Consider the following 12,224-nt stretch of genomic DNA (forward strand, 5'->3'; position numbering starts at 1 on the left):
CCAAAATCTTTTCGCAACCTGCTTCGTTTTCATCGTGGAGGGTCCGCTCAAGTGCCCGTAAGCCGGTGTTCCAAAGGGCATCGCAGCGCCCCAGGGGGAACCTTTACCGGAACATGCCGGCCCATCCGTTCAAGGAATGGTGACGTGTTCGTCGACCCGATCTGTGAATGGGGGCTCGTCCGGACAGGCGACCGAAGCCATGACGGGGCCCCCGGCATTCGCCGTGAATCTGACGCATGCGTTGACAGTCCGCTGCTCCGCCCACCAGCCACCACTGGTGGTGAGATGTTCGCGGTAGTACCGGTCGGCGAAGAAGTTACCGTCGGGGTCCCAGCCGAACGAGTATGGAGCACTGGCTCCCTGCAACCGTGAGCGCACCTGATCCCGGTCGGATGTATCTACTTGGGCGGTGAATTGGGTGAACCATTCCATACCCTCTGCAGCGCGTTCCCGGATGGCGCTTCGCCCCATTTCCTCGATGCTTGGACGCGCGCAGGAGGACAAAGCAAACAGAATGACCATTGCGCAGCAAAGCTTCCAGAAACGTGCCATTTATTTCCCCCAAGGATGGTGAAGCACTTATTTGCGACGGCGATGGAATCCACCGCCGTTATCTGTCCCTCATTTTGCCAACATGGGCCAGGACCGCCGTGGCTGCGGCCTCGGGGTCCGGCGTTGAGATCAGCCACGTGCGCTGGGGTGTCTCCAGGACGATGGTCGGACCGCCGACCAACAGTCCCCACGTTCGCTGGCCCAAGTACCGGACGCCGAAGCCTTCTGTCATGGAACTGGACGGCGCCGGGGAGGCATCAATGATGTCCTCCAGCGTGATGGTCCTTGAGTAGAACGGCCGGCATCTGACCACCAAGTTCTGGCCTGTCGCTTCAATGGTCACGCTTATTCGGAGTACCGAAACTGTTAGGAGCGCGATGACCGCAACCAGCACTGCGCTGATCAGCAGGACTCCGCTGGGAATGGCCGTTGCAATGATGAAGAAGCAGAGCAGGCCCACCACACTTGCGATGACCTTCTGGGAGCCGCGACTGATCCGGGCCTCTGAAATCACTAATGTTGCCCTATCGCCGCTCAGGGTCTTGCGAGTCACGGGTTCCCGTCCTATTTTCGCGTTTCGATTGCACCAACTGATCTACGGACAGAACCACCGCAACAACAACAAAGCCGATCAGCATCGCATAGACAAAGCCCAGTGGCCGCACCAATAGTGCGTACGTCCCAAATCCGAACACGAAGATCAGCAGGCTGCGTCTGGTTTTGACACTCATGAATTCCCCCCCCAAGAATATTTGCCCCGTGCGAGCATGGGGCGAGCCTACCCGTCGTGCGGCAGGGAGCAAGTCAAACCGTCGCCTGATGAGGGCGGGGGACGGCCGCTTCCCCGCCCGCAGCGATCACCCGGTTCAGCTGGGCCAGCACCTGCTCCGGACTCCCTCCGGCATCCACCACCACAAAGTCGTCGAACTCGGGCAGCGAGCGGTATGCGGTGCGGAAAGCCTGCAAATCAGCCAGTGTCTCGTTGTCGGTCCCGCGTGCCGTGACACGTTGGTGCGCGGTGCGGGGGTCGACGTCGAAATGGACGGAGAGGTCCGGCGCTGGGAGCTTTCCCAGCAACCATGGAAGCAGCCGGCCGCGGCCTAAGCCGTTGGCTTGGCGCAGTGCAAGCTGGCAGTGCAGGTGGCGGTCCATGACCACCAGGCCGTCGAACTTTTGGGCGCGGGCATGGTTGAGAAGCACGTTGAACAACCTGATGCCCGTTTCAATGACGTCGGCCAGCCGCGGTGGCAGTTTCCAGCCAAACCGCTCGGACAACAGCGACAACCGCCGGCGGGCAGCATGGTTGCTGAGCAGCAGCGCATTCCGCCCCTCAGCACGGGCCGATTCAACCAAGGCGCGGGCCGCCGTCGTTTTTCCTGAACCGTCAATTCCTGTCAGAACAATGAACATGAGGCCTCCCCTCGTTTCCTTACCAACGAAGGGAGGCGCCGTCTTGTGCCGTGATGCGGCGTGAGTCAGCCCACAGGCCGCCATGTGAAGGTGGGCTGCTCGCGGTTCAGGAACGCGTTGATGCCGATCTCCATATCTGGGCTGTCCGGCATGGCCGACCACGCCTTAGCCCACTCCTGGTCAATGACCGCCGGGCCGGAACCGGAGGCGTCCGTCAAGTCCATCAGCCGCTTCATCGACTGCATGGAGAACCGCGAACGGCTCCGGAGCGTACTCACCAGCGCTGCGCACTTCTCTTCAAAGGATTCGGAAGGCACGACGTCGGCCACCAGGCCGAGCGCGCGGGCTTCAGGGGCGCTGAAGGTCTGTCCGGTGAGGAGGATGTACTTGGCGTTAGCCTGACCCACCTGCCGGATAAGCCGTTCGATACCAGGCCTCGGGTAGATGATGCCGATCTTGGCCGGGGTCAGCCCGATGACGGCCCGTTCGTTGGCGATGATGAAGTCGCAAGCGGAGGCAATCTGCCAGCCGCCGCCCATGCAGGCGCCTTCTACCAGCGCCACCGTGGGTTTGGAAAGGGACGCGATGGCAGAATCAGCGGCGCTGAGGTGGTCCACGGTGGAGCCGTCCGCTTGGGGATCGATGAGGACGGACGCCAGTTCGCTGATGGCGGCCCCGGCGCAGAACGTGTTCCCGGCGCCGCGCAGCACCACTACTGCAACGTCAGGATCGGCGTCCAGCTGAGGCGTCAATTCCTGGATCTCCAGGCACATGGCCCGGGTCAGCGCATTCCTCTGGGCAAGGTTGCAGATTTCAACCGTTGCCACGCCGTCAGCGATGGACACGGAAATGTGGCCTGCGCGGGAGGCCTCGGGACGGGCAGTCTCTGCTGCGGATACCAGGGTCATCGCTGTGCTCCCATCGTTTCCGGAACCAGGGCGGAAGCCGGCACGCAAACGAGGCGACCCTCGCGCTCCAGCCGGGTGACGTCGTCGTGCGTCATTCCACGCTCCATCAGTATTTGGGCGGTGTGTTCGCCGAGCAGCGGCGGGGGAGCCAGGATTTCGCTGGCCTCCCCGTCCAAGCTGAGCGGGCCGCGGAGCAGGGGGAGTGCGGACCCATCACGTCGCCTGCTGTGCTGGACGAGCCCCAGGGCGGCAACCTGGTCCGAGGCCAGTGCTTGGGTGTAGTTGTAGATGGGGCCGCACGGGATCCCGGCCTCGCTGATCAGCGGAACCCACTCGGCGGCGGGCTTCGAGGACAGGGCATTTTCGATAAGCTCCGTCAGCTGATCCCTGTTGGCCGAGCGGTCCGCGCCGGTGATGAAACGGGGGTCCTCCACGGCGGTGGGCATCCCGATCAGTCCGCAGAACGCGCGCCATTGTTTGTCGCTGCCCACGGCGATATTGATGGATTCCGTGGCCGTGGCGAACATGCCATAGGGGGCGATGACCGGGTGGTTGTTGCCCTGCGGCGTGGGTGCTTCACCGAGGCTGAGCGCCTTCTGTCCTTGGAATGCGGACAGGTTCAGGGCCGTCTCCAGCAAGGAGGTGGACACGCGGCCGGGGCGCTCGCCGTTCCGGGACCCCAGGAGTGCTGACACTATTCCGAAAGCGCAGACCATCCCGGAGGTGATGTCGACGATCGGTATGCCGACGCGGAAGGCCTCGCCGGGGCCGGAACCGGGGCCTGGACCCGTGACGGACATCAGCCCGGACATTCCCTGGATGACCTGGTCCAGGCCCGCGTCGTCCTTGAGCGGGCCGGCGTTGCCGAAGCCGGTGACGGATCCAACCACGAGCCCCGGGTTCAGCTCTTCAAGCCGGGCTGCTGTGAAGCCCATTTTCTCGAGCGTGCCGGGCTTGAAGTTTTCCACCAGGACATCCGCGTCGGCGATCAATCCGGAGAGGATTTCACGTCCCTCAGCTGAATAGAAGTCCAGGCACACGGAGGCCTTATTGCGGTTGACGGAGTCGAAGTAGAGGCTGTGACCGTCCTGGAACGGCGGCCATTGGCGGGCTGTGTCACCACCATTGACGCTTTCGACCTTGATGATCCGGGCGCCCATGTCGGCAAGAAGTGCGGTGCAATAGGGGCCGGCGAGGGCCCGGCTGAGGTCGATCACGGTGATTCCGCGGAGTGGTTTGAGCATGATTGCTGTCCTAACTTTATGAGTGGTTTAGAGGCTGGATGGCAGCACCAGGGCGCCCACCAGCAAGAGCGGCCCGGCCACCACCATGGACAAACCCCAACGGGTGAGGAACCTGGTGATGCGCGGACGCTCATCGGCGTCGACGGTTGCCACGAATGTGGCGCCGACGGTGGAGAAAGGCGAGACGTCAACAATCGACGAGCACACGCCAAGTGCGGCAATGACCGCCCATCCGGCGACGTCCCCGGAGGCCACCAACGGAAGTGCCAGTGGAACCAGTGCGGCGAGCATCCCGGTGGTGGAGGCGAAAGCGGAAATGAGGGCGCCGATAGCGCAGATCACCAGCGCGGCCAGCAACGGCGTCCCGACGGCGCCGGCTGCTTCGCCGAGCAACGCGACGGCTCCCATAGTCTGAAGCACTCCGACGAACGTGATGATCCCGCCCACCAGCAGGACGGTTGACCAGTCGATTTTGGCTACGGCAGATTTGCCCGATTGTGGGTCGCAGAGCGTGAGGACCGAGGCGAACGCGAAGCACAGGACGCCGATGTCCGGGTTGGCGCCGAGGACGGACATGAGGATGACGGTGACAACCAGTCCGGCCATGCAAAGCACGGTGATGATTTGGTTGCGGTTCAGGCGCGAAGGCTGCGGCTCAGGGGCCGGCTCGTCCAGGACCTGGACGGCCTGTTCGGCGGCTTGCTTGCCCCGCGCAATGTTGCCTTCGCGCTCAAAGGGGTGCGACGGCGTCGGGCGGCTTGCGCTGAAGCGCGGCACGTTGGTGCCGAAACCGTCAGCCGTGCGGGTGTTGAGCAGCTTGAACCCGCCGAAGAGCGCATAAGCGGCCCCCAGCATCAAGACGTTGGTGCCCAGGGCCACGCTGAAAAGGACCAAGGGATCCAGGTCGATTCCCGCTGCCCTGGCGGTGCCGTAGGTGACGATGCCGAACAGGCTGGTGGGAGCGAACCCTCCGGCGCTGAGGCCCGAGCCGATGGCCAGCCCCATGAGCATGCGATCGATGCCGTACCGCTTGGCCAGGGGCATCCCGATGGGTGCCATGACCAGTCCGGCCAAGGGTGAGCCCATGGCAGAGATGCCGATGGTGAGGGCGAAGAAAGCCAAAGGAAGGAAGAAGGCACGGTCACCCACTTTGGTAATGGCCATCTCGATGATGCGGTCGATGGTCCCGTTGGCCTGCGCGATCGCAAAGAAGTAGGTCACACCGACAAGCAGGACAAGGATTCCGATGGGGAAGCCTGCCACCACCTTCTCGATGGTCATCCCGGCCATCCAGACCCCCACGCCGGCTGCCGCTGCGAACATGAGCACTCCAATGTGCACTTTGCGCAGGGTGGCCAGGACGAAGACGCCTACAAAGATGGCGAGAGCCAGTATTTGTAATTCCATAAGCCCGAACTCCAATCAAACTTCATCGGTTCACTGGATGAACCGTCGGTTCATTTTGGGAAGTCGCCTGTAATGTAGGGCACTGGAGTTAGTCGGTCAAGCGGGAGGGTTGCATGAGCACGCAAAGCGTCGTCACGGCCATCAGGGTGCTGGAAGCAGTCTCGGACAACCAGCCCGCAGGTTTGTCCGAGCTCAGCCGCGAAGTGGACGTGCCCAAGGCCACCGTGCTCCGCATGCTCAGGACGCTGGCCGAACTGGGCTGGGTGGCGCAGTCCGAAGTCCAAGCCAGCAAGTGGGTTCTGACCAACCATGCCTTTGCAGTGGCGAGCCGTGGCAGCAGCGGATCAGTGATCCGTGACGCTGCAATGGGCCCATTGAATGCGCTGCAACTGGACACGACGGAAACGGTCCACTTGGCAGTCCCGGACCGCGGATACATGCTGATCATCGAGCGTCTCGACACCCCGCACGTCCTGAGGGCCTTCCTGCCGCTGGGTTCGCGCCTGCCGATGCACGCCTCCTCCACGGGAATGGCTTACTTATCCGCTGCCGACGAGGCCTTCGTTGACGATTACCTGGCTGGCCCGCTGGAGGCGCTGACACCGCAAACCGTGGTGGATCCGGCGCGGCTTCGCGCGATGGTCGTGGACACGCGTGCCCGCGGGTACTCCATCAACGAGCAAGGACTCAGCACGGGCATCACCTCAATCGGCGTGCCGCTGCTGGGACCCGGCGGTGTGGCGGCCGGATCCATCTCCATCTCGGGACCCTCCAGCAGGATAGTCCCGGCCAAATACGAGGAATATGGAGAAGCGGCCACCGGCACCGCCCGTGAGATCAGCAGGGCTCTGGGAGCGTTCTCCGCCAAGGGCTACTAAGTTTCCTGTCAAAATACTTCGCCGCAACTCAAAGCGCGCCTATCATGATGCTGTGGACGTGCTTCCTTGGAGTATTGGTTCCGTTTGAACCGATTCCAAGGGGGTACTAAAGCGATATGGAGAACTATTTCTTCGATCGGTGCCCGTTGGCATGGGTGGCGCCCCTTACCGGGGTACCAGCGGACGCCTTCCTGAATAGACACAATTTATTGAAGGGATGCGTAGCTCAATGAACACACTTTTAATAATCGCCGGCGTAATCGCGATCATCCTGCTCCTCGTGGGCGGATTCAACCAAGCCCTCAGCTTCCTGCTGTGGGTGGGAATTATCCTCCTGGTGCTGGCCCTTCTGGGCTGGGTTCTTGGCCGTGGACGGTCGCGCGTATGACAACAGATCCAAACGAAGTTGCCGGTTTTACCCAGGTTCGCGATGGTACTACCACCCCAGGGAATCCCATTCCCAGGGATCCTGGGATGCCTGAATCCAGCGGGCAGGTACCTGTAGGTGACGCCTCGTCGGAAAGTCCGGACGACGCCGTCGACGCTGGCCCCAGCGAGTCAGCCAGCCCGCCCGGACCGGCAGAAGAAAAGGACGAAGGAACCACGGACAACCGTGGGCTGACCACCGAACCCAATCCCACGGATTGATCGGGTCAGAGCGGCTACGCGCTGGAAGTATCCAGCCCGTGGCCGCTTTCCTTTTATCGAGCCACCCTCGGTGGTTCGCCCGCTAATTCCGGAAAGTTTCACGGATGGGGAAGAAAATGCGCATCGGTTCAATCATCGGGCTGATTGTTGTAGTTTGGCTCGTCATCGGCGCAATTGCGGCCGGCCAGCGGGGTTATTTCAGCGCCCCACCTGCGCAGTGCTCGCAGTTTGCAACCATAGCCTTGAATATTGTTGCCGGCCCCCTGAATTACACGGGACTGGACCCGCAGGGCGGATGTGAGGTTCCGCAGCCGTCCTGACATGACGCGAGGCTCATGACGCGAGGCCGGACGATACAACGTTTGCCAGTGAATTGCTAAGATTACTGATTATTTTGGCCTCGGCATGGACATGGCACTAAGTACCCTTATAGGTTCGAAGTGTTCCATTAACACGTTCCACCGCTCAGGGAAAGGACAGGTCACATGGACAAGCAGAATGCCACACCGGAAGAGGAAGTGGGAGGCTACGGCACTCCTACGGCAGAGCAGGAAGCCGGCGGAGGCCAGGCGCAGCCCCGTGTGGAAGAGGACATCGAGGAGGCCGGCCTCGGCGAAGGCACCGGCGCGCCGAACCTCAGCCACCTGGATCCGGAGGATTCGGACAGTGCGGGCGAGCCCGGTGCCGGCCGTTTCGGCGGAACCGAAGAGCAAGCCCACGCCGAGCAGTCCACCGTGCCGGACGGCAACGATGACAGTTTGCCGGATGGCAGCGGCAACGATCTTCCCGAGGAAGAGTCGCCCAACGACGATGACGAAGAAAGTTTCGACGCCGGCTAAGAGCTTTGGCTGGCGCGCTCCAGACAGGCGCGCCACTGGTTAAGCAGCCAGCTGGCTGGCGCGCCACAAGCAGTACAGCACGAGCACCCGAGACGCGATCGAAGGAGCAACCCTATGGCTACGGTCAACAAATCAATCGATGTAGATGTCCCTGTCTCTGTCGCCTACAACCAGTGGACGCAGTTCGAGACCTTCCCGGAATTCATGAACGGTGTGGAGTCGGTGCAACAAATCGATGACACAGCACTGCATTTCGCTACGAACGTCGGTGGCGTGAAACGCGAGTACAACGCCCAGATCATTGAGCAAGTCCCGGACGCGCTTGTCAGTTGGGCAAGCGTCGATGGACCACGCAATGCTGGCACGGTCAGCTTCGAACCACTTGCAGACGCCCGCACCCGCGTGACCGTGGCGATCGATTGGGAGCCCGAAAGCCTTGCTGAAAAGGCGGGATCGGCGCTGCACGTCGATGAACTGCGCGTAGGTGCCGACTTGGACAAGTTCAAGAAGTTCATTGAAGCCCAGGGGCATGAAACCGGGGCATGGCGCGGCACGGTATCCGGCGGCGACGTTGATGACACGGGCCAGACGTTCGGAAGCCTTCCCTAGCGCGAAGCTTGGGACTGGCTCACACTGGATACAGCACCAATAGATAGCTCCAACGAGGGCCGGCCACTATCACGGGCCGGCCCTCCGGCTTACCCGGAAGGGAGTCCTGACAGCCATGGCAACGTCCAGCACCGTGGAGGCCGAGCGGAAATTCGACGCCGACCCGTCCACTCCGCTTCCCGAGCTGCACACTATTGACGGGGTGGGCGCGGTGGGTGAACCGACAAGTTGCCGCTTGGAGGCCAATTACTTCGACACCCGTCACCTTTCCCTGGCCGCCCGCGGAATAACCTTGCGGCGCCGGACCGGTGGACCCGACGCCGGCTGGCACCTCAAATTGCCCCTTGGCCCCGGAAAGCGGACGGAGATTCACGCACCGCTGGGCACCGTGGAAACGGTCCCGGTGGAACTCATGGACCGGGTGCTCGCTTATACGCGCGGCCATGCAGTGGCGGCAGTGGCCACACTCACCACAGAACGCACCAGCTACGCGCTGTACGGCCATGGCGGCGAACGCCTGGCCGACTTCGTCGACGATTACGTACGAGCCCACGTGTCCGTTGGTGAGCCCCGCGAGGCGGAGTGGCGGGAATGGGAAGTCGAATTGGCAGCGCAGGACGGCACGGACGACGCCCTCCTGGAAAACCTCGCCGAACAGCTCTCAGGTGCTGGAGCGAAGCCCAGTAACAGAACATCCAAACTGGCTACTGCCGTGGGTGATTTATGGCCGGATCTCAAAGGAAACGGCCGCACGGATTCCTTCGATGAAGGTGCGGCAGTTGTCCCGATACTCACGTATCTCCAGGACCAGATAACCGATCTCCTGCTTCAGGACGCCCATGTGAGGTTGGGTCGGGATGACTCGGTCCATCAAATGCGGTCAGTGATCCGCCGTATCCGATCGGTGCTGCATTCCTACCGCAAGCTCTTTGAGCCGGCCCCGGTGAAGGAACTTGGGCGCGAGCTGAAATCGTTGGCCAAGACCTTGGGCCGGTACCGGGACACGGAGGTCCTGCACGCACGGATGAGGAAGCACCTTGATGAACTGCCGGCGAACCTTGTCCTGGGCCCGCTGCACGACGAGTTGGATCAGCGCATGGCTGTCAGGGCGGACACGGCAATGGGAGCTGTCAGGAACCGGCTGAACAGCCCCCGGTACTTCCGGCTGTTGGACGAACTCGAGGCCTTGATCGAAGCCCCACCGGTCACACCGCAAGGGCAGGAAACGGCTCGGAAAACAACGGTGAAGCTCGTCAACAAAGCCGCCAAACGGCTCGGCAAACGCCATGACGCAGCGCAGGCTGCCGCCGTCGGGCCTCAACGCGACACCGCGTTTCACGAGGTCCGAAAGTCCGCCAAGAAGCTGCGTTTCGCGGCCGCGGCGGTAGAGAGTGTCCATGGCAAACGAGCCGCAAAGGTGGAGGGCGCGGCCCACAAAATCCAATCGATCCTGGGCGACCATCAGGACAGTGTGATGTCTCGTGCAGAGCTGCTCAAACTGGGCTCAGCCCCGGGAGTCAGCAGCGCTGCGTTTACCTACGGCGTGCTGCACGCCATGGAACGCAGCGCCGCCGACGCCACGGAAAAGGAATACCTCCGCCACAGCAAGAAGGCGCTGAAGCTCCGGCTCAAGAAATAGGAGTCTACTTCCGGAGGAACGCCAGCAGGGCCTCGTTGATCTCCGCGCCGTGCGTCCAGAGCAGACCGTGCGGTGCGCCCTCGATTTCCAGGTACTCGGCGCTGGGCAGGGCGTCTTTGAAACGCCGTCCGGTGACGTCGATGGGCAGGATATTGTCAGCCGTGCCGTGGACGATCAAGGCCGGCACGTCGATTGTGGGGATGTCGGCCCGGAAATCCGTGAGCCACGTTGGCTGCGCGGCAACCGAGGCGAAGGCTCCGGACTTGCTGGCCAGGTTCCAGCTGGCGTCCACGGCTTCCTGGCTGAGGCGGTCAGTGCCCAGGAAGGTGTCGCTGTTGTAGAAGTTCTTAAAGAAGTCGGTGAAGAACGCGTAGCGGTCTGCTGTGACTGCGGAGGCAAGGCCGTCGAACACGTCCTGCGGCACGCCGTCGGGGTTGTCATCGGTCTTCAAAAGGAAGGGTTCCAGCGAACCGAGGAAGACGGCTTTGGCGACCCGGGCGGAGCCATACGTGCTGATGTAGCGCGCCACCTCGCCGGTGCCCATGGAGAAGCCCACCAGGACGGCGTCGTTCAGATCCAACGTGTCCAGGACGGTCTTGAGGTCTGCGGCAAAGGTGTCGTAGTCATAGCCCACAGTGGGCTGGCTGGATTTCCCGAAACCGCGGCGATCGTAGGTAATGACGCGGTAACCGGCGTCGAGCAAGGCAGCGGTCTGCTTCTCCCAGGACGAACCGTCCAACGGGTAGCCGTGGATCAGGACAACCGCCTGGCCCGTTCCGTGATCCTCGTAGTAAAGCTCAATCTCAGTGCTGTTTTCGTTTCCGACGGTGATGTAAGCCAAAACTCAAGTCCCTTCGATGCGGTTCAACACGAACGTTTCCAGCCTACTGTCCTGCTGCGGCGCCGGCCCTGTCGTGGTGTTGACGGGCCGCAGCCACCGCGTCCATGTTGTCCTCCGCCCATTCCTTCATGTCGAAGATGATGGGGAGGAGCGACCGGCCTCGGCGCGTGAGTTCATAGTCTGTCCGGACCGGAACTGAGGCAGTGACCTCCCGGTCAATCAGGCCGTCGCGTTCCAAGGAGCGAAGCGTGGACGTGAGCATCTTCTGGCTGGCCCCCGGGATGAGTCGCCGCAGCTCACTGTGGCGCTGCGGTCCATCCTCCAAGGCGAGCAGTACAAGCGTCACCCACTTGCTGCTGATGGCTTCCAACAATTGGCGTGCCGGGCAGAGTTCCAAGGAAGCGTTGTAGTGATGCTGCGCTTTCCGACGGTTCTGTTCAGCCGTGAGTGTCATGACCTCATCATTGCAGGAACGTCGAGGTGCCCTGGGCACAACAAAGTGCGTTCTTACGCTGTGTGAACTACCCGGGTGAGGATCGATGAGGGGTCACAGCGTCCCCCGCCTGAAAGGAAACAATGCCCTCCATCCTCCACATCAACGCCTCACCCCGCTATGCCACAAGCGATTCTCTGCGGTTGGCCCGGCACTTCATTGACTCAGTTCAGGCTGCGGCTTCGGCGACGTTCGAACTGGAAACTTTGAACGTGTTCGACGACGGCGCGCTGCCGGCTTTCGGTCGCACAGCTGCGGCTGCCAAGATGGCTGTCTTCACCGGACAGGACCAGACTCCGGATCAGATTGCGGCCTGGGAATCAGCCCGCGCAGTCTTCGACCAGTTTGCAGCCGCAGACGCCTACGTTTTCAACATTCCCCTGTGGAACTCCGGCGTTCCTTATGCCCTGAAGCAATGGATCGACATCGTAACCCAGCCGGGCTGGAGCTTTGGGTTCGACGCCGAGAAGGGCTACAGCGGACTCATGAAGGGTAAGCACGCGCTGGCCATTCACAGCAGCGGAGTTTACTCTCCCGGAGTTTCGCCGGCCTTCGGCTCCGACTTCGGCAGCACCTACTTTGCCGACTGGTTGAACTTTGTTGGCATCCAGGATGCCACGCACATTCGTTTTGCCCCGACAGTCCTCAATGCGGACGTCGAGGGCACACGCCGTACTGCCGAGAATGAACTCGGCGACGCCGCGCTCCTGTTCGCGGGCAAGCTCGGCGCGCTTGAGTTACTCAGGGACTGATGCC

At 62.1% G+C, this 12,224-nt stretch carries 17 protein-coding genes; 8 read left to right on the forward strand and 9 right to left on the reverse strand.

What is annotated here, in order from left to right; translation table 11 throughout:
• Nucleotides 1-129: 129 nt before the first annotated feature.
• From RQH14_RS12775 to RQH14_RS12805, 7 genes are all read right to left on the reverse strand, one after another.
• The gene (locus RQH14_RS12775) at nucleotides 130-471 is read right to left on the reverse strand and encodes a hypothetical protein (protein ID WP_311213591.1); all 342 of its coding nucleotides are present in this window, start codon (nucleotides 469-471) and stop codon (nucleotides 130-132) included.
• A 139-nt stretch (nucleotides 472-610) separates the two neighbouring features.
• Nucleotides 611-1,105 (reverse strand): hypothetical protein, encoded by a 495-nt coding sequence (locus RQH14_RS12780; RefSeq protein ID WP_311213592.1) that lies wholly within the window; start codon nucleotides 1,103-1,105, stop codon nucleotides 611-613.
• Nucleotides 1,077-1,283, reverse strand: a complete 207-nt coding sequence (locus tag RQH14_RS12785) for a hypothetical protein (RefSeq protein ID WP_311213593.1) — start codon at nucleotides 1,281-1,283, stop codon at nucleotides 1,077-1,079. Before RQH14_RS12785 ends, RQH14_RS12780 begins: the two co-directional genes overlap by 29 nt.
• 73 nt (nucleotides 1,284-1,356) lie before the next feature.
• Nucleotides 1,357-1,962 carry a dTMP kinase gene (locus tag RQH14_RS12790; protein WP_311213594.1) on the reverse strand — a complete coding sequence of 202 codons (606 nt, stop codon included), beginning with the start codon at nucleotides 1,960-1,962 and terminating at the stop codon, nucleotides 1,357-1,359.
• Nucleotides 1,963-2,027: 65 nt separating this feature from the next.
• The gene (locus RQH14_RS12795; protein ID WP_311213595.1) at nucleotides 2,028-2,870 is read right to left on the reverse strand and encodes an enoyl-CoA hydratase/isomerase family protein; all 843 of its coding nucleotides are present in this window, start codon (nucleotides 2,868-2,870) and stop codon (nucleotides 2,028-2,030) included.
• Nucleotides 2,867-4,114 (reverse strand): CoA transferase, encoded by a 1,248-nt coding sequence (locus RQH14_RS12800; protein ID WP_311213596.1) that lies wholly within the window; start codon nucleotides 4,112-4,114, stop codon nucleotides 2,867-2,869. Before RQH14_RS12800 ends, RQH14_RS12795 begins: the two co-directional genes overlap by 4 nt.
• A 27-nt stretch (nucleotides 4,115-4,141) precedes the next feature.
• On the reverse strand, nucleotides 4,142-5,521 hold the full coding sequence (locus RQH14_RS12805; RefSeq protein ID WP_311213597.1) for an SLC13 family permease: 1,380 nt from the start codon (nucleotides 5,519-5,521) through the stop codon (nucleotides 4,142-4,144).
• A 113-nt stretch (nucleotides 5,522-5,634) separates the two neighbouring features.
• Between RQH14_RS12805 and RQH14_RS12810 the strand changes: the two genes are divergently transcribed.
• The 7 genes from RQH14_RS12810 (at nucleotide 5,635) to RQH14_RS12840 (ending at nucleotide 10,134) form a co-directional block, all read left to right on the forward strand.
• A complete protein-coding gene (locus tag RQH14_RS12810) occupies nucleotides 5,635-6,399 on the forward strand; it encodes an IclR family transcriptional regulator (protein WP_311213598.1) in 765 nt (254 codons plus the stop codon).
• Nucleotides 6,400-6,628: 229 nt separating this feature from the next.
• The gene (locus tag RQH14_RS12815) at nucleotides 6,629-6,787 is read left to right on the forward strand and encodes a hypothetical protein (RefSeq protein WP_198318272.1); all 159 of its coding nucleotides are present in this window, start codon (nucleotides 6,629-6,631) and stop codon (nucleotides 6,785-6,787) included.
• Nucleotides 6,788-6,873: 86 nt separating this feature from the next.
• Nucleotides 6,874-7,047 carry a hypothetical protein gene (locus RQH14_RS12820; protein WP_311213599.1) on the forward strand — a complete coding sequence of 58 codons (174 nt, stop codon included), beginning with the start codon at nucleotides 6,874-6,876 and terminating at the stop codon, nucleotides 7,045-7,047.
• A 104-nt stretch (nucleotides 7,048-7,151) separates the two neighbouring features.
• A complete protein-coding gene (locus RQH14_RS12825) occupies nucleotides 7,152-7,367 on the forward strand; it encodes a hypothetical protein (RefSeq protein ID WP_311213600.1) in 216 nt (71 codons plus the stop codon).
• A gap of 165 nt (nucleotides 7,368-7,532) precedes the next feature.
• The gene (locus RQH14_RS12830; RefSeq protein ID WP_198318271.1) at nucleotides 7,533-7,886 is read left to right on the forward strand and encodes a hypothetical protein; all 354 of its coding nucleotides are present in this window, start codon (nucleotides 7,533-7,535) and stop codon (nucleotides 7,884-7,886) included.
• Between the two features lie 114 nt (nucleotides 7,887-8,000).
• Complete coding sequence (locus RQH14_RS12835) at nucleotides 8,001-8,495, forward strand: SRPBCC family protein (RefSeq protein WP_311213601.1); 495 nt, start codon at nucleotides 8,001-8,003, stop codon at nucleotides 8,493-8,495.
• 115 nt (nucleotides 8,496-8,610) lie between these two features.
• Nucleotides 8,611-10,134 (forward strand): CYTH and CHAD domain-containing protein, encoded by a 1,524-nt coding sequence (locus RQH14_RS12840; RefSeq protein WP_311213602.1) that lies wholly within the window; start codon nucleotides 8,611-8,613, stop codon nucleotides 10,132-10,134.
• 4 nt (nucleotides 10,135-10,138) lie between these two features.
• On the opposite strand, the gene RQH14_RS12845 is transcribed toward RQH14_RS12840, so the two are convergent.
• Both RQH14_RS12845 and RQH14_RS12850 read right to left on the reverse strand, forming a co-directional pair.
• Entirely contained in the window at nucleotides 10,139-10,975 is an 837-nt protein-coding gene (locus tag RQH14_RS12845; RefSeq protein WP_311213603.1) for an alpha/beta hydrolase, read from the reverse strand.
• A gap of 43 nt (nucleotides 10,976-11,018) precedes the next feature.
• On the reverse strand, nucleotides 11,019-11,429 hold the full coding sequence (locus tag RQH14_RS12850) for a helix-turn-helix domain-containing protein (protein ID WP_311213604.1): 411 nt from the start codon (nucleotides 11,427-11,429) through the stop codon (nucleotides 11,019-11,021).
• Nucleotides 11,430-11,551: 122 nt separating this feature from the next.
• Here RQH14_RS12850 and RQH14_RS12855 point away from each other — a divergent pair, with 122 nt between their 5' ends.
• Nucleotides 11,552-12,220, forward strand: a complete 669-nt coding sequence (locus RQH14_RS12855) for an NAD(P)H-dependent oxidoreductase (protein ID WP_311213605.1) — start codon at nucleotides 11,552-11,554, stop codon at nucleotides 12,218-12,220.
• Nucleotides 12,221-12,224: the final 4 nt, after the last annotated feature.

Origin of the sequence: Arthrobacter sp. WCS2018Hpa-7 (assembly GCF_031843805.1) — a bacterium.
In the GTDB taxonomy this organism is placed as follows: domain Bacteria; phylum Actinomycetota; class Actinomycetes; order Actinomycetales; family Micrococcaceae; genus Arthrobacter.

What these genes read in the sequence shown, in the direction of transcription:
- RQH14_RS12775 (WP_311213591.1), bottom strand. Translation starts at nt 471, where the DNA reads ATGGGGCGAAGCGCCATCCGGGAACGCGCTGCAGAGGGTATGGAATGG.
- RQH14_RS12820 (WP_311213599.1), top strand. Translation starts at nt 6,874, where the DNA reads ATGCCTGAATCCAGCGGGCAGGTACCTGTAGGTGACGCCTCGTCGGAA.
- RQH14_RS12855 (WP_311213605.1), top strand. Translation starts at nt 11,552, where the DNA reads ATGCCCTCCATCCTCCACATCAACGCCTCACCCCGCTATGCCACAAGC.
- RQH14_RS12835 (WP_311213601.1), top strand. Translation starts at nt 8,001, where the DNA reads ATGGCTACGGTCAACAAATCAATCGATGTAGATGTCCCTGTCTCTGTC.
- RQH14_RS12810 (WP_311213598.1), top strand. Translation starts at nt 5,635, where the DNA reads ATGAGCACGCAAAGCGTCGTCACGGCCATCAGGGTGCTGGAAGCAGTC.
- RQH14_RS12840 (WP_311213602.1), top strand. Translation starts at nt 8,611, where the DNA reads ATGGCAACGTCCAGCACCGTGGAGGCCGAGCGGAAATTCGACGCCGAC.
- RQH14_RS12815 (WP_198318272.1), top strand. Translation starts at nt 6,629, where the DNA reads ATGAACACACTTTTAATAATCGCCGGCGTAATCGCGATCATCCTGCTC.
- RQH14_RS12830 (WP_198318271.1), top strand. Translation starts at nt 7,533, where the DNA reads ATGGACAAGCAGAATGCCACACCGGAAGAGGAAGTGGGAGGCTACGGC.
- RQH14_RS12795 (WP_311213595.1), bottom strand. Translation starts at nt 2,870, where the DNA reads ATGACCCTGGTATCCGCAGCAGAGACTGCCCGTCCCGAGGCCTCCCGC.
- RQH14_RS12790 (WP_311213594.1), bottom strand. Translation starts at nt 1,962, where the DNA reads ATGTTCATTGTTCTGACAGGAATTGACGGTTCAGGAAAAACGACGGCG.
- RQH14_RS12785 (WP_311213593.1), bottom strand. Translation starts at nt 1,283, where the DNA reads ATGAGTGTCAAAACCAGACGCAGCCTGCTGATCTTCGTGTTCGGATTT.
- RQH14_RS12825 (WP_311213600.1), top strand. Translation starts at nt 7,152, where the DNA reads ATGGGGAAGAAAATGCGCATCGGTTCAATCATCGGGCTGATTGTTGTA.
- RQH14_RS12800 (WP_311213596.1), bottom strand. Translation starts at nt 4,114, where the DNA reads ATGCTCAAACCACTCCGCGGAATCACCGTGATCGACCTCAGCCGGGCC.
- RQH14_RS12850 (WP_311213604.1), bottom strand. Translation starts at nt 11,429, where the DNA reads ATGACACTCACGGCTGAACAGAACCGTCGGAAAGCGCAGCATCACTAC.
- RQH14_RS12805 (WP_311213597.1), bottom strand. Translation starts at nt 5,521, where the DNA reads ATGGAATTACAAATACTGGCTCTCGCCATCTTTGTAGGCGTCTTCGTC.